18 protein-coding genes are annotated in these 22019 nt (G+C 69.3%); 11 read left to right on the forward strand and 7 right to left on the reverse strand.

Annotated elements, in window-relative coordinates; translation table 11 throughout:
* The 3 genes from VNS22_RS01025 to apbC form a co-directional block, all read right to left on the reverse strand.
* Positions 1-1136, reverse strand: a 1136-nt coding sequence (locus tag VNS22_RS01025; protein ID WP_325728701.1) for a GAF domain-containing sensor histidine kinase, incomplete at its 3' end; no start/stop codon positions are given.
* A 109-nt stretch (positions 1137-1245) separates the two neighbouring features.
* Complete coding sequence (locus tag VNS22_RS01030; protein WP_349261673.1) at positions 1246-1638, reverse strand: VOC family protein; 393 nt, start codon at positions 1636-1638, stop codon at positions 1246-1248.
* Between the two features lie 14 nt (positions 1639-1652).
* The gene (gene apbC, locus VNS22_RS01035) at positions 1653-2777 is read right to left on the reverse strand and encodes an iron-sulfur cluster carrier protein ApbC (protein WP_325728703.1); all 1125 of its coding nucleotides are present in this window, start codon (positions 2775-2777) and stop codon (positions 1653-1655) included.
* Positions 2778-2915: 138 nt separating this feature from the next.
* On the opposite strand from apbC, the gene hflK reads away from it, so the two are divergent.
* The 4 genes from hflK to VNS22_RS01055 all read left to right on the forward strand — a co-directional run bounded on the left by hflK (position 2916) and on the right by VNS22_RS01055 (position 7065).
* Positions 2916-4133 carry an FtsH protease activity modulator HflK gene (gene hflK, locus VNS22_RS01040; RefSeq protein WP_325728705.1) on the forward strand — a complete coding sequence of 406 codons (1218 nt, stop codon included), beginning with the start codon at positions 2916-2918 and terminating at the stop codon, positions 4131-4133.
* Positions 4130-5116 (forward strand): protease modulator HflC, encoded by a 987-nt coding sequence (gene hflC / locus VNS22_RS01045; protein WP_325728706.1) that lies wholly within the window; start codon positions 4130-4132, stop codon positions 5114-5116. Before hflK ends, hflC begins: the two co-directional genes overlap by 4 nt.
* Positions 5117-5166: 50 nt before the next feature.
* Entirely contained in the window at positions 5167-5352 is a 186-nt protein-coding gene (locus tag VNS22_RS01050) for a DUF2065 domain-containing protein (protein ID WP_325728708.1), read from the forward strand.
* Between the two features lie 156 nt (positions 5353-5508).
* A complete protein-coding gene (locus VNS22_RS01055) occupies positions 5509-7065 on the forward strand; it encodes a DegQ family serine endoprotease (RefSeq protein WP_325728710.1) in 1557 nt (518 codons plus the stop codon).
* A gap of 34 nt (positions 7066-7099) precedes the next feature.
* Here VNS22_RS01055 and serB read toward each other — a convergent pair whose 3' ends face one another.
* Positions 7100-7978 carry a phosphoserine phosphatase SerB gene (gene serB / locus VNS22_RS01060; protein WP_325728712.1) on the reverse strand — a complete coding sequence of 293 codons (879 nt, stop codon included), beginning with the start codon at positions 7976-7978 and terminating at the stop codon, positions 7100-7102.
* 15 nt (positions 7979-7993) lie between these two features.
* On the opposite strand from serB, the gene miaA reads away from it, so the two are divergent.
* The 5 genes from miaA (at position 7994) to VNS22_RS01085 (ending at position 13941) form a co-directional block, all read left to right on the forward strand.
* Entirely contained in the window at positions 7994-8926 is a 933-nt protein-coding gene (miaA, locus tag VNS22_RS01065) for a tRNA (adenosine(37)-N6)-dimethylallyltransferase MiaA (RefSeq protein ID WP_325728714.1), read from the forward strand.
* 125 nt (positions 8927-9051) lie between these two features.
* Positions 9052-10851, forward strand: coding sequence for an acetolactate synthase 3 large subunit (locus tag VNS22_RS01070; protein ID WP_325728717.1), 1800 nt, complete (start codon positions 9052-9054; stop codon positions 10849-10851).
* A gap of 85 nt (positions 10852-10936) precedes the next feature.
* Entirely contained in the window at positions 10937-11452 is a 516-nt protein-coding gene (ilvN, locus tag VNS22_RS01075) for an acetolactate synthase small subunit (RefSeq protein ID WP_325728719.1), read from the forward strand.
* 46 nt (positions 11453-11498) lie between these two features.
* Positions 11499-12518, forward strand: coding sequence for a ketol-acid reductoisomerase (ilvC, locus tag VNS22_RS01080; protein WP_325728721.1), 1020 nt, complete (start codon positions 11499-11501; stop codon positions 12516-12518).
* Between the two features lie 271 nt (positions 12519-12789).
* Positions 12790-13941 (forward strand): MFS transporter, encoded by a 1152-nt coding sequence (locus tag VNS22_RS01085; protein WP_325728724.1) that lies wholly within the window; start codon positions 12790-12792, stop codon positions 13939-13941.
* Between the two features lie 143 nt (positions 13942-14084).
* Here the strand turns inward: VNS22_RS01085 and VNS22_RS01090 are convergent, their stop codons facing one another.
* A complete protein-coding gene (locus VNS22_RS01090) occupies positions 14085-15383 on the reverse strand; it encodes a sugar ABC transporter substrate-binding protein (protein ID WP_325728726.1) in 1299 nt (432 codons plus the stop codon).
* A gap of 295 nt (positions 15384-15678) precedes the next feature.
* Here VNS22_RS01090 and VNS22_RS01095 point away from each other — a divergent pair, with 295 nt between their 5' ends.
* Positions 15679-18258 (forward strand): hybrid sensor histidine kinase/response regulator, encoded by a 2580-nt coding sequence (locus VNS22_RS01095; RefSeq protein WP_325728728.1) that lies wholly within the window; start codon positions 15679-15681, stop codon positions 18256-18258.
* Positions 18259-18284: 26 nt separating this feature from the next.
* On the opposite strand, the gene VNS22_RS01100 is transcribed toward VNS22_RS01095, so the two are convergent.
* Positions 18285-19721 (reverse strand): PLP-dependent aminotransferase family protein, encoded by a 1437-nt coding sequence (locus VNS22_RS01100; RefSeq protein WP_325728730.1) that lies wholly within the window; start codon positions 19719-19721, stop codon positions 18285-18287.
* A 76-nt stretch (positions 19722-19797) separates the two neighbouring features.
* Between VNS22_RS01100 and VNS22_RS01105 the strand changes: the two genes are divergently transcribed.
* Entirely contained in the window at positions 19798-20532 is a 735-nt protein-coding gene (locus VNS22_RS01105; RefSeq protein WP_325728732.1) for a pyridoxamine 5'-phosphate oxidase family protein, read from the forward strand.
* A gap of 6 nt (positions 20533-20538) precedes the next feature.
* Here VNS22_RS01105 and VNS22_RS01110 read toward each other — a convergent pair whose 3' ends face one another.
* Complete coding sequence (locus VNS22_RS01110) at positions 20539-22017, reverse strand: protein adenylyltransferase SelO (protein WP_325728734.1); 1479 nt, start codon at positions 22015-22017, stop codon at positions 20539-20541.
* Positions 22018-22019 lie beyond the last annotated feature (2 nt).

Genomic DNA, 22019 nt, shown 5'->3' on the forward strand with positions numbered 1-22019 from the left:
GTCGCCTCGGCCGAGCGGACCGACAGCGCGCCGCCATGCGCCCTGGCGATCTCGTCGGCGATGTAGAGGCCGAGGCCCAGGCCGCCCCCGCCGCGCATCGCACGGGTATAGGGCTGGAACATCCGGGCCATGATCTCCGGCTCGATCGGCGGCCCATGGTTGGTGACCTCCAGCACGCAGCCGCCATTCGCCAGCCCCGCCCACACCTGGACCGGCCCGTCCGGCCGCCCGTGGACCAGCGCATTGGCCAGGAGGTTGGAGAGGAGCTGCCCGATCCGGTCGGGATCGCAGGCTACCGGCCGGTCGAATCGGATGTCCGTCTCGATCCGCCGTTCCGGAAAACTAGCCGCCAGCTCCGCCACGACCCGGCCCAGTTCCGCGCCTAGATCATCCACGGGCCGCAGCGCCAGCTGGAAGCCGCCACCCAGGCGGCCGCGGGCGAAGTCCAGGATGTCCTCGATCAGCCGGGACATGCGGGTGCAGCTCTGTTCCATCTGGTGCAGGATGAGCTGCGCATCCTGGTCCGGCGGCAGCCTGCTCAGCAGGCGGAGGCCGGAGATCACCGAGAACAGCGGGTTGCGCAGGTCGTGACCCAGCACGCCGATGAACTGCTCGCGCAGCGACCCGGTCTCCAGTGCGTCGTGCAGGGCCAGCCTGCTGGCGCCAGACTGGTCCTCCAGCTTGAGCTGGGCCGAGATCAGCTCGGCATAGAGCTGGACCATCTCCAGGATCTTGCTGTCGCGCAGCCTGGCCGTCAGGGGATCGAGCGCGCAGATCGTTCCGAACACCTCGCCGTTGCGGCGGATGATCGGCACCGAGAGGTAGCTCTCGAAGCCGTACTGCCGCGGCGTCGGGTGGCCGCAATAGATCTGGTCCTGGCTGGCATGGTCGATGACGATCGGCGCCCTGGCGCCGTGGATCTCGTGGCAGAGCGTCGAGGTGACCTCCAGCTCCCCGCCGACCTTCAGGCCGAAGCCGAGCTTGTCCAGGACCGCGCAGGCCACCCACCGCTCGCCGGTCACCCTGGCCACCGCGGCAAAGCGCAGTCCGGTGATCGTCGAGACGATCTCGAGGATGGCCGGGACCGCTCTCAGCCGGCCGACCGTCTCGATATCGGCCACGATCGAATCAGCCATTCATGGTCCTCGCTGGCGCCGGCCTCGGGCCGTAGTACGATCCCGGCGCCATTGCGGAGCCAGATCGCTGCAACCTGATGGCAGATGTTCCGGAACCGAGGAAGGCCGCTCAGCCGCCGTCTGCGGCGTGGCAGACCGCCTCCACCCGGTTGCCGTCCGGATCGAGCAGGAAGGCGGCGTAATAGTCCGGGTGATAGTGCGGGCGCAGGCCGGGCGGGCCGTCGCAGCGCCCGCCGGCGGCCAGGCCGGCGGCATGCCAGGCCCGCACTGCCGCACGGGTCTCCGCCTTGAACGCCCAGTGCCGGCGGTCGGCCAACCCCGCCAGACCCGCCCGCACGGTCAGGTAGCTGCGTGCCGGGTGGCGGGCGTCGGCGCGCTCGCCAAAGCCCGCCGCATCGGCATCCGCCCAGACGCAGGGCTGGCCCAACGCCGCCATGATCGCCCGGTAGAACGGGATCGAGCGCGCCGGATCGCTCACCGTGATCGAGACATGGTCCAGCATCCCTGCCGGACCCGTCACTGCCAGACGATGCGCGGGAAGGGCCTTGCCGCGCCGGTGACCTCGTCCATCTGCCGGCGGACCTCGGCGGCGATCGCGCGATACACCTCGGCATGGTGCGAGGCCGGATCGGAGGCCACCACGGGCGCACCGCCGTCGGAGGTCTCGCGGATCCGGATGTCGAGCGGCACCTCGCCCAAGAACGGCACGCCATAGCCCTCGGCGCACTGCCTGGCCCCGCCATGGGCGAAGATATCGGCACGGTGCCCGCAGTTCGGGCAGCAGTAATAGCTCATGTTCTCGACGATACCGAGGATCGGCACGTCGACCTTGCGGAACATCTGGATCGCCTTGCGCGCGTCCAGCAGGGCGATGTCCTGCGGCGTGCTGACGATCACGGCACCGGTGAGCGGCACCTTCTGCGCCATGGTGAGCTGCGCGTCGCCGGTACCCGGCGGCAGGTCGACCACCAGCACGTCGAGCTCGCCCCAGGCCACGTCGTTCAGCATCTGCTGGATGGCGCTCTGCACCATGGGGCCGCGCCAGATCATCGGCGTGTCCTCCTCGACCAGGTAGCCCATCGACATGGTCGGGATGCCCCAGGCACGCATCGGCTCCAGCCGCTTGCCGTCCGGCGAGGTCGGCCGGCCCGATGCGCCGACCATGCGCGGGATGGAGGGGCCATAGATGTCGGCGTCGAGGATGCCGGTGCGCTGGCCGATCGCCGCCAGCCCCAGCGCCAGATTGATCGCCGTGGTCGACTTGCCGACCCCGCCCTTGCCGGACGCCACCGCGATGATCCCGCGCACGCCCGGCACGCCCTGTGGTGCCGGCTGCCCCTGCGGCCGTGCGCCGCGGGCCGCCGGTTCCTGGGGGCGGCCGGCACCGGCCGGCCGTTCGGCGGTAAGCACCGCCGTGGCCGAGGTCACGCCTGGAAGCGCCCGCACCGCGGCCTCGGCCGCCCGGCGCACCGGCTCCATCGCTTCCGCCCGGGACGGGTCGATCTCCATGGAGAAGCCGACATTGGCCCCCTTGATGACGATGCCGCCGATGATTCCCGATTCGGCCAGGTTCTTGCCGCTGCCCGGCAGCGGCACCGCCGCCAGCGCCTGAAGAACCTGTTCCTTGGTCAAGTCAGCCATGTTGAACCCGCCTGTTGTCGTGGTCATATAGCGGACAGACAGCCCGACTTGGAGGGCGGACGGCAGGTGTCCGATCTCGCGAGGGGAGGTTTTGGATGACGATTAGGGACCTTGGTCCCCCCGGCTAGGTGAGGCTTGATGCCCTGGAACCCGAATGGCGGTGGCGGATGGAACGGCGGACAGGGTGGCGGTGGCCCCTGGGCGCCGCGTCCTGGTGGCGGCGGAGGTGGTGGCGGCTCGCAACCGCCTGACCTGGAAGAGCTGATCCGCAAGAGCCAGGAACGGGTCCGGCAGCTGTTCCCGGGCGGCGGTGGCGGGGGAGGGCGCGGCGGCCTGCCCAGCACGCCGGTGATCGCCACGATCGCCGGCCTGGCCGTGGGCGCTTGGCTGCTCAGCGGCTTCTATTTCGTCCAGCCGGAAGAAAAGGGCGTGGAGCTGGTGTTCGGCCATCTCAACGCGGTCACCGATTCCGGTCTGAACTACAACTGGCCCTGGCCGATCGGCTCGGTGCTCAAGCCGCAGGTCACCCGCGTCAACCGGGTCGAGGTAGGCTTCCGTTCCTCGGGTGTGAGTCAGGCCGGCAGCCGGGTGAACGCGCGCGAGGTGCCCGAAGAGGCGCTGATGCTGACCGGCGACGAGAACATCGTCGACATCAACTTCGTGGTGTTCTGGCGGATCAGCGACCCGGCCCTCTATCTGTTCAACATCCGCGACCCGGCCGACACGGTGAAGGCCGCCTCGGAGAGCGCCATCCGCGAGCTGGTCGGCCAGACCCCGATCGCGGAAGTCACCACCGAGGGTCGCCGGCAGATCGAGCAGCGCGGCCGCGAGATCATTCAGGCCCTGATGAACGAGTACGGTGCCGGTGTCGTCATCGACGAGGTCCAGCTGCAGAAAGCCGACCCGCCGCAGGAGGTGATCGACGCGTTCCGTGACGTGCAGCGCGCCATGGCCGACCGCGAGCGTGCCCAGAACGAGGCGGAAGCGTTCGCCAACGACATCATCCCGCGTGCCCGAGGTGAGGCGGAGCGGATCCTCCAGGAAGGCCAGGCCTACCAGCAGGAGCAGGTAGCCAGAGCACAGGGTGAGGCGCAGCGCTTCCTGTCGGTGCTGGCCGAGTACCGCAGCTTCCAGGACGTGACCCGCCAGCGCATCTACCTCGAAACCATGGAATCCGTGCTGAACGGTACGCAGAAGACCTTGATCGACCAGCCCGACGGCAGCCAAGGCGTGGTGCCCTACCTGCCTCTCACGGAACTGCCACGCAGCGCAGCACCCTCCGGGCGGACTCCCGCCAGCGGCGCAGGCTCATCGACCATCCTGCCCGACCCATCGACGACCGGAGGCACACAATGACCAACCGCGTCGTCGCAACCGTCGGAGTTGCCGCCGCTGTCGTGGTGATCGGTCTCTACTCGAGCCTGTTCACCGTGAACGAGGCGCAGCAGGCGCTGGTGGTGCGGTTCGGTGAGCCGGTCCGCGAGGTCCGTGATGCCGGCCTGCACTTCAAGGTGCCGTTCGTCGACAACGTCACCTATTTCGACAAGCGGGTGCTCGACTACGATGCCACGTCGGTCGAGCTGATCCTGGGCGACCAGAAGCGGCTCGTGGTGGACGCGTTCGCCCGCTACCGCATCAACTCGCCGACCCGCTTCCGCCAGGCGGCGGGAGACGAGGAGTCCTTCCGGAGCCGGCTCGGGCCGATCCTGTCCTCCAACCTGCGCGGCGTCTTGGGCGAGGCCGGGCTGATGCAGGTGCTGAGCGCCGAGCGTGGCACGCTCATGCAGCGGATCCGCGACCAAACCAATCGCTCGATGCAGGGCTTCGGCGTGGAGCTGGTCGACCTGCGCATCAAGCGGGCCGACCTGCCCGAGCAGAACAGCCAGGCGATCTTCCAGCGGATGCAGACCGAACGGCAGCGCGAAGCCAACGAGCTGCGTGCGCAGGGTGCCGAGGTGGCGCAGCGGATCCGTTCGCGCGCCGATCGCGAGCGGCGCGTGCTGATCGCGGACGCCATGCGCCAGGCGGACGTGTTCCGCGGCGAGGGCGATGCGGAGGCGACCCGGATCTCGGGCGAGGCGTACGGGCAGGATCCGGGCTTCTACCAGTTCTACCGCTCGATGCAGGCCTATCGCACCGCTCTGGGTGACGGGAACACCAACTTGGTGATTTCTCCGGACAGCGACTTCTTCCGCTACTTCCGCGAGTACGACCCCCCACAGAGCCAGGCGGCCGCAGCGCCTCCCACCGCACCCGCCGGACAGGCGGCGCCGGCTGCGGACGAGGCGGACCGGCGGCTGGGCGCCCTGGCGCCTGAACCCCAGGCGCAACAGCCCTGAACGGCGCGGGCGGGACTTGTCCCGCCCGTTCGCATGGGGACAGGCTCCCGATGATGAATTTGCTGCAGACCCTGGCGCTCGTGCTGGTGGTGGAGGGGATCCTCTGGACCCTGTTCCCCGGCATGATGCGTCGGGTCGCCGCGCGGGCCGCGGAGAGCGACGAGGGAATGCTGCGCTATGGCGGACTGGCCTTTGCGGTCACCGGGGTCGTCGCAGTATGGTTGCTGCGCGGCTGACGGGCCGGCGGTGCCGCTGTTCTGTGCCATGACGCCGAGGTGCTATGGCCGTGCGGCCGGAGCGCGCCTACATTGACGATGTCAGGTCCGGTCGGTCGCGCGCGGGCCGACCGAGATGCCATGGCGGTCAGACGCCGTGCCAGCAGGATTTCGGGTATGATCGTTCGCAAGCTTATCTCGCTCCCGTCCAGCCCGGCCGCTGCCCTGCCGGCACTTGCGATGATGCTGCTCGGCTGCAGCCTGGCGCCGGGCAGCCTGCAGGCGCAGGACGCAGCACCCCTCGGCGACAACGTACCGGCCGACTCGCGAACCTTCGCGCCGCCGAGCTTTGCACCGCTGGTCGAGCGGGTGGCGCCGGCCGTGGTCAACATCTCCACCAGCCGGCAGGTCCAGCCGAACGACCAGCAGGCGATGCCGATGCCCCAGTTCCCGCCGGGCTCGCCGTTCGAGGAGTTCTTCCGCGACTTCTTCGACCAGAACCGTCGCGGCCAGCGGCCGCCCGAGCAGCAGCGGCGCGCCTTCTCCTTAGGCTCGGGCTTCATCGTCGATCCCACCGGCTACGTGGTGACCAACAACCACGTCATCGCCGACTCCGACGAGATCAAGGTCATCCTGAACGACGACAGCGAGTATGTCGCGAAGATGATCGGCACCGACAGCAAGACCGACCTGGCGCTGCTCAAGATCGAGCGCGATGAGCCGTTCCCTTATGTCGAGCTCGGCGACAGCGACGGGATCCGGGTCGGCGACTGGATGATGGCGATCGGCAACCCGTTCGGCCTGGGCTCGACCGTCACCACCGGCATCGTGTCCGCCCGCAACCGCGACATCAATGCCGGCCCCTATGACGACTTCCTCCAGGTCGACGCGGCCATCAACCGCGGCAATTCGGGCGGCCCGTCCTTCGGGATGGACGGCAAGGTGATCGGCATCAACACCGCGATCTTCTCGCCGTCCGGTGGCAATGTCGGCATCGGCTTCGCCATTCCCGCCAATATCGCCAAGCCGATCATCGACAGCCTGAAGGAGACTGGCCGCGTCGCGCGCGGCTGGCTGGGCGTGCGCATCCAGGCGGTCACCCAGGAGATCGCCGAGGGGCTGGGCCTGGAGGAGGATGCCGGCGCGCTGGTCGCCTCCACCCAGGAGGGCGGTCCCGCGATCGCCGCAGGCATCCAGCCGGGCGACGTCATCCTCGAGTTCGACCACAAGAAGATCGACCGGATGCGCTCCTTGCCGCGCATCGTCGCCGAGACCGCCGTCAACAAGGAAGTCGAGGTCCTGATCTGGCGCAAGGGCGAGAAGCAGACCGTCAAGGTGACGCTGGGCGAGCTGCCGGACGACGAGACGTTGGCGGCCACCGAGGAACCCTCCGGCAGCGATCAGCCCGACACGCCGCCCGGTGCCGTGGTCGCGATCGATCCGCTCGGCCTGAAGGTCCAGGAACTGACCGCGGAGAGCCGCAGCCAGTTCCAGCTGGGCGACAGCGTGACCAAGGGTGTGGTGATCACCGAGGTCGCTCCCGACGGCTCGGCCGCCGAGGAATCGCTCCAGCCGGGCGATGTGGTGCTGGAGGCCGGGCAGGATCCGGTCAACACGCCCAAGGAGCTGGCGGAGAAGGTCGAGGAGGCCCGCTCGTCCGGCAAGCGCAACATCCTCCTGATGGTGGAGCGGCAGGGCGACCTGCGCTTCGTGGCGCTCCGCCTGGCCAGCTGAGCCGCGCGACGGAGGCGGCTAGCCTCCGTCAGCGTCAGCCGGCAGCGAATGCGCTGCGCGGATAGCCCTGGATGAACAGCAGCGCGGTGAGGTCGCCATACCGGATCACGACCGGGGCGACCTCGGCGACCCTGGCATGGGGACGGAAGCCCACGCCCAGCCCGGCCGCCCGGATCATCGGGATGTCGTTGGCGCCGTCGCCGGCGCATAGCGCATCGGCGCGGCCGAGACCCAGCCGCCCGGTGATCTCGTCGAGCGTCCTGAGCTTGGCATCGGCATCCAGCAGGGGCGGCACCAGCCGACCGGTGAGCCGGCCGTCCTGGATCTCCAGCAGGTTGGCGTGGTGCTCGTCGAAGCCGGTGCGTGCCGCCACCGGCCCGGTGAACCGGGTGAAGCCGCCCGAGACCAGGGCGGTGCGGGCGCCATGGGCCCGCATCGTCCTCACCAGCGTCCGGGCTCCCGGCATGAGCTGGATCCGCTCGGCGAGCAGCCGCTCGATGGCACTCTCCTCCAGCCCGGCCAGGAGCTGCACCCGCGCCTTGACCGAGCTCGCGAAATCCAGCTCGCCGTTCATGGTCCGCTCGGTGATCGCCGCCACCTCCGCGCGGATGCCCAGGAGATCGGCCAGTTCGTCGATGCACTCGGTGGTGATGACCGTGCTGTCCATGTCGCAGAGCAGAACGCGCTTGCGCCGGTTCCCGGACGGCATCACCGCCACGTCGATCCGCCGATCCCCGACGATGTCGGCCAGCACCGGAGGCAGCGGGCTGGCGCTCTCTTCGACCTCGAACGCCACCGCCTCGCCGTCCGAAAGCACCGCCGCCTCGGCCCGCAGCGCCCGGGACGCTTGTGCCACCAGTGCGGGTGTCAGCAGGCGCGCGTCCGGATCGCTCACCAGCGTGACCACCGTCATCTCCGACTCCCGTGAATGCTGCGCTGCAACATGAAGCGCCCGGTGATCGTGATAGGCGGGCCCACCGCCAGCGGCAAGTCGGCCCTGGCGATCCGGCTGGCGCAGGCCCTGGGCGGCACGGTGGTGAACGCCGATTCGATGCAGCTCTACCGCGACCTGCCGATCCTGACCGCACGGCCGTCGCCGGCGGACGAGCGCCTGGCTCCACACGCCCTGTACGGCATCTGGAACCCGCTCGAGACCGGGTCGGCGGGACGTTGGCTGGGGCTGCTGGCCGACCTGCTCGAGCGCGAACCGGACGCGCCACTGGTCATCACCGGCGGCACCGGCCTTTATCTGGAGGCGCTCCTGCACGGTATCGCCGCGGTGCCCGACATCCCGGCCGACATCCGGGCGGAGGTGCGCAGCCTGCCACCAGCAGCGCTGCACCGGATCCTCTCGGAGGAGGACCCGGCCATGGCCGTTCGCCTCCGCTCGACCGACCCGCAGCGGCTGATGCGCGCCCTGGAAGTGCGACGGGCCACCGGCCGCTCCCTGCTCGCCTGGCACGCGGACCCGCCGGCACGAATCGATATCGGCGTCGAGCCGGAGGGCGTGGCCCTGCTGCCGGCGCGGGACGAGCTGGTCGCCCGGATCGGCCGGCGCCTCGATCAGATGCTGGCGGCAGGGGCGCTGGACGAGCTGGCGGCGTTCCTGGCCGAGCCGGCCCATGCCGACTCGCCGCTGCTCAAGGCGGTGGGCGTGCCCGAGTTCGCGCGCTGCATCACCGACGTGGTCCCGCCGGCCGAGGCGCTGGCGGCTGCCGTAATCTCGACCCGCCAGTATGCCAAACGACAGGTGACGTTTCTGCGCCATCGGCTGAGGGCGCTTCAGCCTTGTGCCGGTTTCGGCGACGATCTGGCGGTTCAGGAGGCAGTTTCCGCCCGGATTCTGTCCAGGTTTCGTTGACGCTGCCAAAGCGCGAAGTTAGCTTGCCGCGCCCTTCGCGAGAAGGGTGAGGATGACGCTTTGCCCAAGAGGGGCTTCACCAAAACCGTAGTGCCGGAACCAGTGATTCCGGCGGAGTTCGACCGATGACCGACACCACCAAGCTCGCGACCGCAACGGCCGCCTCGCGCCCCATGACGGGTGCCGAGGTAGTGCTCGCGGCCCTCGTAGAGCAGGGTGTAGAGGTCATTTTCGGCTACCCCGGCGGGGCGGTCCTTCCGCTCTACGACGCGATCTTCAAGCAGGACAAGATTCGCCACGTCCTGGTGCGTCATGAGCAGGCCGCCGTGCATGCCGCGGAAGGCTATGCCCGCTCGACCGGCAAGGTCGGCGTGGTGCTGGTGACCTCGGGCCCCGGCGCCACCAACACGGTGACCGGCCTGACCGACGCGCTGATGGATTCGGTGCCGCTGGTCTGCCTGACCGGTCAGGTGCCGACCCACATGATCGGCAACGACGCCTTTCAGGAAGCCGACACGGTCGGCATCACGCGTCCCTGCACCAAGCACAACTACCTGGTGAAGGACGGCGAGGACCTGGCGTCGGCCATCCACGAGGCGTTCCACGTGGCGCGCACCGGCAGGCCCGGCCCGGTGGTGGTCGACCTGCCCAAGAACGTGCAGATGGGCCAGGCGCCCTACCGGTCGATGGAGCAGGCGCGCATCCGCGGCCGGGTCGAGGTGCGCGAGCCGTCGCTGGAGCGGATCGAGCAGGCCGTCGACCTGCTCAAGCGCGCCGAGCGGCCGGTCTTCTATGTCGGCGGCGGCGTGGTGAACTCGGGCACCGAAGCCTGTGCCGCGCTCACCGAGCTGGTCCGGGCCACCGGCTACCCGGTCACGCTGACGCTGATGGGCTTGGGTGCCTATCCGGCCTCCGACCCGCAGTTCCTGGGCATGCTCGGCATGCACGGGACCTACGAGGCCAACATGGCCATGCACGACTGTGACGTGATGGTCTGCATCGGCGCCCGTTTCGACGACCGGGTGACCGGCACCACAGCCAAGTTCTCGCCGAACTCGAAGAAGATCCACGTCGACATCGACCCGTCCTCGATCAACAAGAACATCGCGGTCGACCTGCCGATCGTGGGCGACGCCCTGCCGACCCTGCGCGCCATGCTGGACGCCTGGAACCGGCGGGACAACGAGCCCGCGAAGAACGAGCGCACGGCGGCCTGGTGGAGCCAGATCGAGGAGTGGCGCGGCAAGAACTCGCTGGGCTTCCGCAACAGCTCCACCCTGATCAAGCCGCAATACGCGATCCAGCGCCTCTACGAGCTGACCAGGGACCAGGACGTCTACATCACGACCGACGTCGGTCAGCACCAGATGTGGGCGGCCCAGCACTTCAAGTTCGAGAAGCCGCTGCGCTGGATGACCTCGGGCGGGCTCGGCACCATGGGCTACGGCCTGCCGGCCGCGATCGGCGTCCAGATCGCCCATCCGGACTCGCTGGTGGTCTGCGTGTCCGGCGACGCCTCCTGGCTGATGAACATGCAGGAGATGTCGACGGCACTCCAGTACCGCCTGCCCGTGAAGTCGTTCATCCTGAACAACAGCTACATGGGCATGGTCCGCCAGTGGCAGGAGTTCTTCCACGGCAACCGCTACGCCGAGAGCTACAACGACAGCCTGCCGGACTTCGTGAAGCTGGCGGAAGCCTTCGGTGCGGTAGGCCTGCGCTGCTCCAAGCCTGACGAGATCGACGACGTCATCCGCGAGATGCTGAAGGTCGACAAGCCGGTGATCGTCGACTGCATCACCGACCAGGCCGAGAACGTCTACCCGATGATCCCGGGCGGTGCCGCCCACAACGAGATCCAGCTCGCCCCGGACGACGACTGGGCCCCGGTCAAGGGCGTCGAAGACGGCATGGTAACCGTCTGAACCAACGTTTCGCTCGATCTCGCCGCGGCCGGCACAGGAGTGCCGGCCGCCACCGCACATACCGATAACGGGGATACCCCCGCAGATGACGATGCCTGAAGAGCGCCACACCATCGTGGTGCTGGTGGACAATGAACCGGGCGTGCTGGCCCGGGTAATCGGCCTGTTCTCCGGCCGGGGCTACAACATCGAGAGCCTGACCGTAGCCGAGGTCGACAAGGAGCGCGGTCTGTCGCGCATCAACATCGTCACCACCGGCACCCGCCTCGTCATCGAGCAGATCCAGAACCTGCTGGCCCGCCTTGTGCCGGTCCACAAGGTCCAGGACCTGACCGTGGAAGGGCCGCATGTCGAGCGCGAGCTGGCGCTCATCAAGATCACCGGCACCCGCGAGCGCCTGGTCCATGCGCTGCGGATCGCCGACTTCATGCACGCGCGCCTGGTCGACAGCACGCCCGGCTCGTTCGTGTTCGAATGCACCGGTACCTCCGACGAGGTCGATGCCTTCATCTCGCTGGTGGAGCCCGCCGAGGTCAGCCGCGCCGGCGTGGTCGCGATCGCCCGCGGCCAGAGCATGCTGCAAAGCGACCGCAGCGAGTAATCCGCACCGTCAACATCCGTCATTGTCGAGCCGGGAGGGGCGAAACATGCGCGTCTATTACGATCGGGATGCCGATCTCAACCTGATCAAGTCGAAGAAGGTCGCCATCATCGGCTATGGCAGCCAGGGCTTCGGCCATTCCAACAACCTCAAGGACAGCGGCGTCGCCGAGGTCGTGGTCGGCCTGCGCGCCAACTCGCCCACCCGCAAGAAGGTCGAGGCCGCCGGCCTGAAGGCCATGACCCCCGCTGAGGCCGCCAAGTGGGCCGACGTCGTCATGGTGCTGGTGCCCGACGAACTCCAGGCCGACCTGTGGGCCGACGAGCTCGCCGCCAACATGAAGCAGGGTGCTGCCCTGATGTTCGCGCACGGCCTGAACATCCACTTCAAGCTGATCGAGGCCCGCCCCGACCTCGACGTGCTGATGGTGGCGCCCAAGGGCCCGGGCCATCTGGTCCGCGCCGAGTACACCAAGGGCGGCGGCGTGCCCTGCCTGATCGCCGTCCACCAGGACCCGTCCGGCGGCGCCCTGGACCTCGGCCTGTCCTACGCCTCGGCGATCGGCGGCGGCCGGGCCGGCATCATCGAGACGACCTTCAAGGAAGAGGTCGAGACCGACCTGTTCGGCGAGCAGGTCGTGCTCTGCGGCGGCACCTGCGCCCTGATCAAGGCCGGCTACGAAACCCTGGTCGAGGCCGGCTACGCCCCGGAGATGGCCTATTTCGAGTGCCTGCACGAGGTGAAGCTGATCGTGGACCTGATCTACGAAGGCGGCCTCGCCAACATGCGCTACTCGATCTCCAACACCGCCGAGTACGGCGACTACATGACCGGCCCGCGCATCATCACCGATGAGACCAAGGCCGAGATGAAGCGCGTGCTCGCCGACATCCAGGAAGGCCGCTTCGTGCGCGACTGGGTGCTGGAGAACAAGGCCTCGCAGGCCAGCTTCAAGGCGATCCGCGCCAAGGAAGCCGCCCACCCGATCGAGCAGGTCGGCGAGAAGCTGCGCTCCATGATGCCCTGGATCGGCCAGAACAAGCTGGTCGACACCGCGAAGAACTGAGCGATTCCAACGGTGTTGGACGACGCACGGGCGGGAGGGGCAACCCTCCCGCCCGTCGCGGTTTCTGGCTCTGGCCGCTCGAACGCTGCGCAGGGCTTCTCGGCACTGATCGAGTCGGCCGGTGTAAATGCGTCGTGCCGTCGCCGATGGGTTGCGGCACCTCGCCGGTTGCCCTGATGCCCGGGAGAGCGAACCGCTCGAACGAGGCTCCCGGACCACCGCGGCTTGCGGCAGCGGCCGGCCATCCTGTTCCTCCAGCAGCAGGCAATCGATGCAGGCTTTCATCACGCCGGCCGTGGCGGTGCCCGGGCGGCAGCAGCAATGGTCCACGCGGATCGCCTTCTTCATCGCGGGCTTCGCCCTGGCCGCCTGGGCGCCGCTGGTGCCGTACGCGCAGGTGCGGGTGGGGCTGGGCGACGGCAGCCTCGGTCTCCTGCTGCTCTGCCTGGGCTGCGGCTCGATCGTCGCCATGCCGCTGGCCGGTGTGCTGGCCGGCCGGTTCGGCTGCCGCAGCGTCCTCCTCATGGGCAGCGCCCTGGTCTGCCTGACCCTGCCGCTCCTGGCGGTCGCTACGACCTTCCCGCTGCTGGCGGCGGCCCTGTTCGCCTTCGGGGCCGCCATCGGCACGATCGACTGCGTGGTCAACATCCAGGCGGTGATCGTCGAGCGGGCCAGCGGCAAGACGATGATGTCCGGCTTTCATGGCCTGTTCAGCGTGGGTGGGATCGTCGGTGCCGGTGGCGTGAGCCTGCTCCTGACCCTGGGCGCCTCGCCGCTCGGCGCCACCCTGGCCGCCGTGGCGCTGGTGCTGCTGGCGATCGCCCGGGCGGCACCGCATCTCCTGCCCGAGGCGGCCGCGGCGGGTGGACCGCTGTTCGTCTGGCCGCGCGGCGTGGTGCTGTTCATCGGCATTTTGTGCTTCGTCGTCTTCCTGACCGAGGGGGCGGTGCTCGATTGGAGTGCCGTGTTCCTGACCAGGCTGCGTGCGGTGGAGCCCTCGCAGGCGGGCTTGGCCTATGCGGCGTTCGCCACGGCCATGACGATCGGGCGGCTTCTCGGTGACCGGATTGTGCGACGGGTCGGCGGGCGTCGCGTGCTGGCCGCCGGCGGGCTCCTGGCTGCCCTGGGCCTGACGCTGGCGACCCTGCACCCGGCCTGGGAGGCGGCGCTCGCAGGCTTCGCCCTGGTCGGCGCCGGCTGCGCCAACATCGTGCCGGTGCTCTACAGCCTGGTCGGGCGGCAGAAGGTGATGCCCGAGCATGCCGCGGTCTCGGCAATCACCACGATCGGCTATGCCGGCATCCTGGCGGGACCGGCCGCGATCGGGCTGGTTGCTCATTTCACCAGCCTGTCCATCGCACTGCTCGGCGTCGCGGTGCTCCTGCTGGGGGTGGCCGCCAGCGGCCGGATCCTGCGCCTCTAGCGCCCCGATCGCAGGGCTCGAACCAACACTAGGCGATCAGCCCGCCATAGGTCCGGCCGGCGAACAGGATCCAGGGAAGATCGTGACCATCGATCCTGGAGCGCGCCGACTGCATGGCCACCTGCCGTGGGCGGCCTTGCCGGTCATGCTGCGTCGGCGAGCAGCTTCTCCAGGGCGCCCGCGATCGTCGCCAGATGCTCCGCCGCATCCTGACCACCCAGCAGGGTCTGCTGGATCTGCGGCGGCGAGAACTGGCTCTGGAAGCTGCCATAGCCGGGCAGGTGGCGCGGGTGGTGGACCAGGGCGTTCTGGTCCTGCAGCACGGCCAGCATCGACTGGAATCGCTCCTGGCGCAGCCAGTCCTCCTGCCAGGCCTGCATGTTGGTCGGGATCGCGCCATGGCGGCGGTTCCACGCACCGTTGTTCTCCGGCTGCAGCATGAACCGGATGAATTCCCAGGAGGCCTCCTTCTTGGCCGAGGCCGCGTTCAGGGCGAAGCCGTTGCCGGCATAGTAGTAGTGCGCGCCGGCGGGGCCTTCGGGCGTGGGTGCGGTGCCGAGATTGTCCTCGCCCACGGCCGCGGCCATGGTCGCGACGAACGAGCCCCAGCCCATGATCATCGCCACCCTGCCGGAAGCGAACGCCGCGGTCTGGTCCTGCAAGGTGCCCAGCGCCGATTCGGGGGGCGAGACCTTGCTCTTCTGGTACAGGTCTAGCCATTGCTGCAGGCCCGCCGCATGGCGAGGGCTGTTCAGCACGCAGCGGCCGGAGGCATCGAAGAAGGTCCGGTTCAGCCCGGCCCCGCCCGTCCCGAGCGCCCAGGTGGTCCATTGCTGGAAGCTCCAGCCGTCGCCGCCTTCCACATAGCAGCCGAACCGGTCCTGATCGCGATCGGTGAGCCGCTGCGCATGGTCCGCGAACTCGTCCAGCGTGGTCGGCGGCCCCGACAGCCCGGCCGCCTCGAACAGCCGCCGGTTGTAGAACAGGAGGAAGGACTCGATCACGAAGCCGACATAATAGGCGGTGCCGCGATACATGCGGGCCAGACCCATGGAGGCGGGCGCGATGTCGGCCTCGAGCCCATCGGCGGCAAGACGGTCGTCCAGCGGCTCCAGCCAGCCGCGCGAGGCCAGCTGGGTCAGCCAGATGTCGGAGATCGCCAGGCAGTCCGGCCCGGTGCCCGCGTCGAACATTTCGGTCAGTCGGGGCAGGGCCTGGAGCTGCGGCACGATCTGGACCGTCACCTCGACCGTGCGGCTCTGCTGGTTGAACCGCTCGGCCAGTTCCTGGACACCCTGCGGGCCGTTGAGGAATGGCCAGGCGAACACGATCCTGGTGCGGCTCTGGGCGGCGCTGCGGCGCTTGGGGCCGCCAGCGGCAAGCAGTGCACCAGCCGTGCCGGCCAGGAACGCGCGGCGCCCGGCGCACAGATCGAGCCTCATCCTCATCTCTCCGACCCCCGAGATCCGCCGCGCGGACGAACCTAGTCTGGATTTCTTACGGAAATCCTGCAATGCATCATGTGCATCTACCGACCCGCAGAGCGTGAACGCGGGTGTCTCAGGATCGCAAGTAAAGATTCAAACCGCGTGTCTGGAACTACCGCCGAATGCTGATCGGGCCGGCCCGTGAGGATAGCGTCAGTGCCGACGGCCTGCGCCACGGTCGCCGGAACCTGGAGCGAGGCGGCGGGCATGGGCTCTGCAGAGCCGCCAGGGAACCGGCCGGGTGCCACCGGTGAGATCCAGGGCGGCCCGCCGGTCCGGTCTGGCCCGGTCCTCCCGGCGCTTCATCGAGTGGCTGAGCAGCCTGCGTTCCGTGCGCATCGGCCTCGCGACCGGCGCGGTCGTCGGAATCCTCTGCGGCGCCGGCGTCTTCAAAGTGCTCAAGCGCGACCGCGATAATCTGGTCGAACGTGCATCCGACACGCTCGTGGCCATGGCCCGCCCCGGCGCCGGATTCGTGAGCCGCGGGCTCGACACGCTGGACCTCACCGTGTCGCTCATCCTGGGCCAGTACCGGCGGGGCGAGCTCGATCTTGGCGAGGTGTATCTGCGATTGCGCCAGGAGGCTGAGCGGATCGACCAGCTGGAAGCGCTGCGCCGCTTGGCGATCGTCGGCCCAGACGGTTTCATCCGCTACACCAGCGACGTGACCCGGGTCGGCTCTGACGTGAGCGGCAACGAATATTTTCGGCAGCATCGTGACGGGACCGTGGCCGGAATGTTCGTCGACACGCCGACGATCGCTCCGTTCGTGTCGGAACAGGAAGCGGTGCCGCTCAGCTGGGCGATCCGCGATCGGGACGGCAACTTTCATGGGATCGTCGTGGTCGGTGCCAGCTGGCGTCTGTTCGCCCAGGTCTTCGCCACCCTGAGCAACGAGCCGTCCCAGATCATGGCCCTGACCGACCGTGTCGGCCGCCTCTACGCCCTCGATGCCAGCCATTGGCCGGATCAGCAGCGCATGCCGCCGCCCCCGCCCTTTCTCGTCACGGACCGCACCCAACCCCATGCACTCGCAGAGAGGGCGGTCGGGGACTATCTCGTCCAACGCGCCAAGGTCGAGGGCTATGGCCTCTACGTGATGGCCGGGGTGCCGCTTGCGACCGTGCTGCACTCCTGGTGGCCGCGCGTCTATCTGGGTACCGCCCTCATCCTGGCGATCACCGTGATCACTTCCGTCCTGACCGCATTGCTCCACGGCGCCATGCAGCGCCTGCGTGCCACCGCCGCCGCGGCCAAGGTGGCGGCCACCGAGGCGCGTGTGGCACAGTGGCGTGCCGAGGCCGGCGAGCGCTCCAAGGCGCAGTTCCTGGCGGCGATGAGCCACGAGATTCGCACGCCGATGACCGCCGTGCTGGGCATGGCCGACCTGCTGGCGGCCGAGCGGCTCGATATCCGTCAGCAGGGCTATGTGCGCGCGATCCGGCTCTCCGGCCAGCATCTGCTCAGCATCATCAACGACATCCTGGACTTCTCGCGCTTCGATGCCGGCGGCGTCACGCTCGAATGCATCGACTTTTCCATGGCCGAGCTCCTGGAGGAGTTGCGCTCGATCATGGCCCCGCAGGCAGCCGAGCGCGGTCTGGGCCTCGTCTTCACGCTGGACGCGCATTCGCCGCCGGTCGTGCGCGGCGACCCGACCCGGTTGCGACAGATCCTGGTCAACCTGATCGGCAACGGCCTCAAGTTCACCAACAGCGGCCAGGTGAGCGTACGGGTCCGCTGCTGTTCGCTGGAGGACGGCCAGGCCGACTTCCTGTTCGAGGTCCAGGATTCCGGCATCGGCATTGCCGCAGAGCGCCTGGGCGAACTGTTCCAGCCATTCTCGCAGGCGGATCGTTCCACCGCCCGGCGGTTCGGCGGCAGCGGCCTGGGCTTGGCGATCTGCCGGCAGCTGGTCGAAGCCATGGACGGCGAGATCGCAGCGGAGAGCGAACTCGGGAAGGGCAGCACCTTCTCGTTCCGGCTCAGCTTCGAGGTCGGCGACGTGGTGCTCGTCACGGAGAAGGCCGACTTCGACCCCGCCACGATCCGGCCGCTCACCATCCTGGTGGCGGAGGACGTCGAGGTGAACCGCGACCTGATGAACGCCACGCTCAGCCGCTATGGCCACCGGCTGGTCTTCGCAGAGAACGGCGAGCAGGCGCTGGCCAGGGCGGGCGACCAGCTGTTCGACATCATCCTGATGGACGTGCAGATGCCGATCATGGACGGCATCGACGCCACCCGGCGGATCAGGGCGCTGCCGCCGCCGCACGGCACCGTGCCGATCCTGGCGCTGACCGCCAACGTCATGAACGAGGAGCGGTGCCGCTGCATGGCGGCCGGCATGAACGGGGTACTCACCAAGCCGATCGCCTGGAACGAGCTGTTCCAGACGCTGGCCGCCACGGCCGGCAGCGGCACGATGGCGGCCGTGGCGGCATCCGCCGCACCGCCGGCCTCCGACGGGCAGGTGGTGGCGGAGGAACTGCTGGATGAGGCGCGGATCACCGGTCTCCAGGGGCTGGCGGGACCGGACAGATTCGCGCAGTTCCTGGAGAACGCCCTGAACTCGGCAGAGCAGGCCCAGTTCGAGATCGAGCGGCTGCAGGGCGACCTTGCCGAGGTCGCGCGACCGGCGCACCGCCTGGCCGGCAGCGCGCCGAGCTTCGGTCTGCTGCGGGTCGGTGTGCTGGCGCGCAGCATCGAGCAGCAGGCCCTCGCCGGCCAGCCGGTCGACGCCCTGGTGCACCAGCTCGCTGCCGCGGTGGCCGCCACTCGCGCGGAAGTCAGGCGCCGGGAGCTGCTGTCGGTGCCGGGAGCCACCTGATCGGTTCGGCATCGGGCAGGTGGCGGTCAGTCGTGTGATGGGCCCGGCAACGGAGGGGCCGTGGCATGAATGACGCCGGCCAGGGCCACACCGGCCGTCTCCAGCTCGGCCGGTGCGAAGCCGGAGAAGCCCAGCACCAGGCCCTGGCGTGGTGCAGCGTCGATGAACAGGGGCGAGAGCGGCTGCACGTGCACACCTCTTATGGCGGCGGCAGCGGCGATGGCGTGGTCGTCGGCTAACGGTGCCAGCGGCAGCACCAGATGCAGGCCCTGCCCGGGCGGGTCCAGCACCAGGCCCAGCTGCCGGCGCAACGTCCGGACCAGCACGTCGCGGGCTGCCTGGCAGCGCCGGCGCGTCCGGCGCAGGTGTGCGGCGAAGTGGCCGTCCGTCAGCAGCTCGGCGAGGGCACCTTCCGTCAGGGTCGGCGGATGACGATCGGTCTGCGCGCGCAGCCGCAGCACCCGCTCCATCAGCTCGGGCGGCAGTACTGCGTAGCCGACGCGCAGCCCCGGGAAGAGCACCTTGGAGAAGGTGCCGAGATAGGCGACCCGCCCGGCACCATCCATGCCCTGCAGGGCGGTGAGCGGCGGGCCGGCATAGCGGAACTCGCTGTCGTAATCGTCCTCCAGCAGCCAGGCGCCGCTGCGTGCGGCCCAGTCCAGCAGGGCCAGGCGGCGGCGCATGGACATGGTAACGCCCAAGGGGAACTGGTGGGAGGGCGTGACATAGACCGCGCGCACCCGCTCCGCCGGCAGGCGGGCGGCCGTCAGGTCCAGGCCCTCGGCATCGACCGGCACGCCGATCGCCCGCCCGCCATTGTTGGTCACTGCGGTCCGGGCACTGGGATAGCCCGGATCTTCCAACCATACCGCGTCGCCGGGAGCGAGGATCGCGCGGAAGATCAGGTCGAGAGCCTGCTGGGTACCGCTGGTCAGCAGGATCTGGCTCGCCTCGCAGCGCACGCCGCGCGCGGTGCGCAGATAGGCGGCAATCGCGGTGCGCAGCTCCAGGCCGCCGCGCAGGTCGCCATACTGGAAATGTTCCGGGCCGGGCTCGCGCAGCCGCTGCGCCAGGAGCTGGCGAAAGCTCGCCATGGTGCGCCGATCCGGCTGAGCGATGCCGAGCTGGAATGGTCTGGCCGGCTCCAGCGGCGGTTCCCTTGCCGACTGCGCGCTGCCGGAATCCGGCAGCGACGGGACCGCCGCAGCGACGAAAGTTCCGGCTCCGACCCGCGCTTCCGCGAAGCCTTCCGCTGTCAGCAGCTCGAACGCGGTGACCGCGGCCAGACGGGATACACTGAGCCTGGCGGAGAGGTCGCGGGTGGTGGGCAGCTTGGTCCCGGGCGGCATCAGGCCGCTCTCGATCAGCCGGCGGATCGCCAGGTAGATCGCGCGCGGACGTGGCCCATCTGCCGGCAGCACCGGGATCAGGGACGACCAGTCCGGCAGATTGGTTCGCTTCATTCGTCAGGAATTGGATCTGTTTCGGACCAATTGGTAGCGGCAGACTGGCGTCAGGTTCCAGGAGGATGCAAGCGACGTGACCGACCATCCGGCTTCTGTGCAGAGCTATCCGATCACGGCGCGCAACCGCGTGCGCCGCGAGCACGCTCGGGGCAGCTACGACCGCGCCTCGATCCACGCGATCCTGGACGCGGGCTTCCTCTGCCACGTCGCCTACGTGCTGGACGGCCAGCCGTTCTGCACCCCGACCATCCACTGGCGCGAGGGCGACACGCTCTACTGGCACGGCTCGTCGGCCAGCCGGATGCTGCGCCAACTCGCGGCAGGCGCGCCCGCCTGCGTGACCGTGTCCCATCTGGACGGCCTCGTGCTGGCCCGCTCCGGGTTCAATCACTCGGCCAACTACCGCTCGGCCATGTGCTTCGGCACCGCCCGGATCGTGACGGATCCGGAGGAGAAGGAGCGGGCGCTGGTCGCCATCGTCGAGCGCTTCTTCCCCGGCCGGCAGGCGGCGCTGCGCCAGTCCACCGTCCAGGAGGTGAAGGCCACCACGGTGATCGGCATGCCGATCGAGCAGGCCTCGGCCAAGGTTCGCGCCAAGAATGTCGGTGACGACGAGCTGGACGGCGACCATCCGGTCTGGGCGGGCGTGATCCCGGTACGGACTTCGATCGGCGCCGCCGAACCTTCGCCGCGCCTGCTGGACGGCATCGCCCGCGGCCCGGACCTCGCCGCCTATCGCGAAGGCCGCAGCCTCGGCGAGGTGCTGCTCGAGAACCAGCGTCGCTACGAGGAGGCCCAGCCGGGCTGAGTCTCCTCAGGTCCCGCAGAAGGTTTGGAGCACCCGCTCCTCCGGCCGGGGCGGCTCTGCCAAGTGGGCATGTTCGGGCTGGTCGCCGTAAGGATCGGCCAGCACGGCCAGGAGCGTGCGGAACGGCCCGAAATCATCGGCATCGACCCCGGCCCGAATGGCAGCCTCCACCTGATGGTTGCGCGGGATGAAGAGCGGATTGACCTGCCGCATCGCCAGCCGGCGCGCTTGCGGCTCCCCTCCATCGCGTGCCAGCCGCTCCCGCCACGACCCGGCCCAGCCGTCATAGGCCGTACCATCCGAGAACAGCGTCCGTATGCCTTCATCCGCGCCGGCATCGGCCGCGGCGTCGGACAGCCGGCGGAAGGTCAGGGTGAAGTCGGCATTGTTCGCGGCCATCCGCCCCAGCAGGTCCTGGGCGAGCGCCACATCCTCGGGCTCCGCCGCCAACAGGCCGAGCTTGCGCCGCAGCCCGGCATGAAAGGCCGCCTCGAACCGGGCGCCGAATCCGGTCAGCACCTCCCTGGCCAGTTCCACCGCCCGGTCCTCGTCCGGGTCGAGCAGCGGCAGCAGGCATTCGGCCAGCCGGGTCAGGTTCCACTGGGCGATGCCCGGCTGGTTGGCGTAGGCGTAGCGCCCGTTCTGGTCGATCGAGCTGAACACGGTCTGCGGATGGAACGCGTCCATGAACGCGCAGGGGCCGTAATCGATCGTCTCGCCAGCCACCGACATGTTGTCGGTGTTCATCACCCCATGGATGAACCCGACCAGGAGCCAGGACGCGACCAGCTCCGCCTGACGCCCGACCAGAAGGTTCAGGAACGCCAGGGCCGGCCGCTCGGCCTGTGCCGCCTCGGGATAAAGCCGCGCCACCACGTAATCGGTCAGCAGGCGCACCGCGTCATGGTCCTGGCGGGCTGCGAAATACTGGAAGGTGCCGACCCGGACATGGCTGCGCGCGACCCTGGTCAGCACGGCCCCCGGCAGCACCGTCTCGCGGTACACCTCCTCGCCGGTGATCACCGAGGCGAGAGTGCGCGTGGTGGGGATGCCCATCGCCGCCATGGCCTCGCTGACCAGATGCTCGCGCAGCACCGGCCCCAGCGCCGCACGGCCGTCGCCGCCCCGCGAGAACAGGGTGCGGCCGGAGCCCTTGAGCTGCAGGTCGTAGCGCTGGCCGTCCCGGCCCACCACCTCGCCCAGCAGGATCGCCCGGCCATCCCCCAGGCTCGGCACGAAGGAGCCGAACTGGTGGCCGGCATAGGCCATGGCGATGGGCTCGCTGCCGGGCACCACCTCCCGCCCGGACAGCATCGCGACGCCCTCTGGGCTGGCCATCCAGTCCGGGTCCAGGCCCAGGGCTTCGGCGAGCGGGCGGTTCAGCTCGATCAGCCGCGGGGCCGGTGCCTCGGCCGGCCGGGTCCGGGCGAAGAAGCGGTCGGGCAGCCGGGCATAGCTGTTGTCGAAGGGGATGGTGCTGGTCATTC

The sequence above is a fragment of the Geminicoccus sp. genome (assembly GCF_035556675.1).
Taxonomy (GTDB): domain Bacteria; phylum Pseudomonadota; class Alphaproteobacteria; order Geminicoccales; family Geminicoccaceae; genus Geminicoccus.

Excerpts from the sequence above, each read along its gene's own strand:
- VNS22_RS01030 (WP_349261673.1), bottom strand. The coding sequence starts at position 1,638 with ATGCTGGACCATGTCTCGATCACGGTGAGCGATCCGGCGCGCTCGATC.
- apbC (WP_325728703.1), bottom strand. The coding sequence starts at position 2,777 with ATGGCTGACTTGACCAAGGAACAGGTTCTTCAGGCGCTGGCGGCGGTG.
- hflK (WP_325728705.1), top strand. The coding sequence starts at position 2,916 with ATGCCCTGGAACCCGAATGGCGGTGGCGGATGGAACGGCGGACAGGGT.
- hflC (WP_325728706.1), top strand. The coding sequence starts at position 4,130 with ATGACCAACCGCGTCGTCGCAACCGTCGGAGTTGCCGCCGCTGTCGTG.
- VNS22_RS01050 (WP_325728708.1), top strand. The coding sequence starts at position 5,167 with ATGATGAATTTGCTGCAGACCCTGGCGCTCGTGCTGGTGGTGGAGGGG.
- VNS22_RS01055 (WP_325728710.1), top strand. The coding sequence starts at position 5,509 with ATGATCGTTCGCAAGCTTATCTCGCTCCCGTCCAGCCCGGCCGCTGCC.
- serB (WP_325728712.1), bottom strand. The coding sequence starts at position 7,978 with ATGACGGTGGTCACGCTGGTGAGCGATCCGGACGCGCGCCTGCTGACA.
- miaA (WP_325728714.1), top strand. The coding sequence starts at position 7,994 with ATGCTGCGCTGCAACATGAAGCGCCCGGTGATCGTGATAGGCGGGCCC.
- VNS22_RS01070 (WP_325728717.1), top strand. The coding sequence starts at position 9,052 with ATGACCGACACCACCAAGCTCGCGACCGCAACGGCCGCCTCGCGCCCC.
- ilvN (WP_325728719.1), top strand. The coding sequence starts at position 10,937 with ATGACGATGCCTGAAGAGCGCCACACCATCGTGGTGCTGGTGGACAAT.
- ilvC (WP_325728721.1), top strand. The coding sequence starts at position 11,499 with ATGCGCGTCTATTACGATCGGGATGCCGATCTCAACCTGATCAAGTCG.
- VNS22_RS01085 (WP_325728724.1), top strand. The coding sequence starts at position 12,790 with ATGCAGGCTTTCATCACGCCGGCCGTGGCGGTGCCCGGGCGGCAGCAG.
- VNS22_RS01090 (WP_325728726.1), bottom strand. The coding sequence starts at position 15,383 with ATGAGGCTCGATCTGTGCGCCGGGCGCCGCGCGTTCCTGGCCGGCACG.
- VNS22_RS01100 (WP_325728730.1), bottom strand. The coding sequence starts at position 19,721 with ATGAAGCGAACCAATCTGCCGGACTGGTCGTCCCTGATCCCGGTGCTG.
- VNS22_RS01110 (WP_325728734.1), bottom strand. The coding sequence starts at position 22,017 with ATGACCAGCACCATCCCCTTCGACAACAGCTATGCCCGGCTGCCCGAC.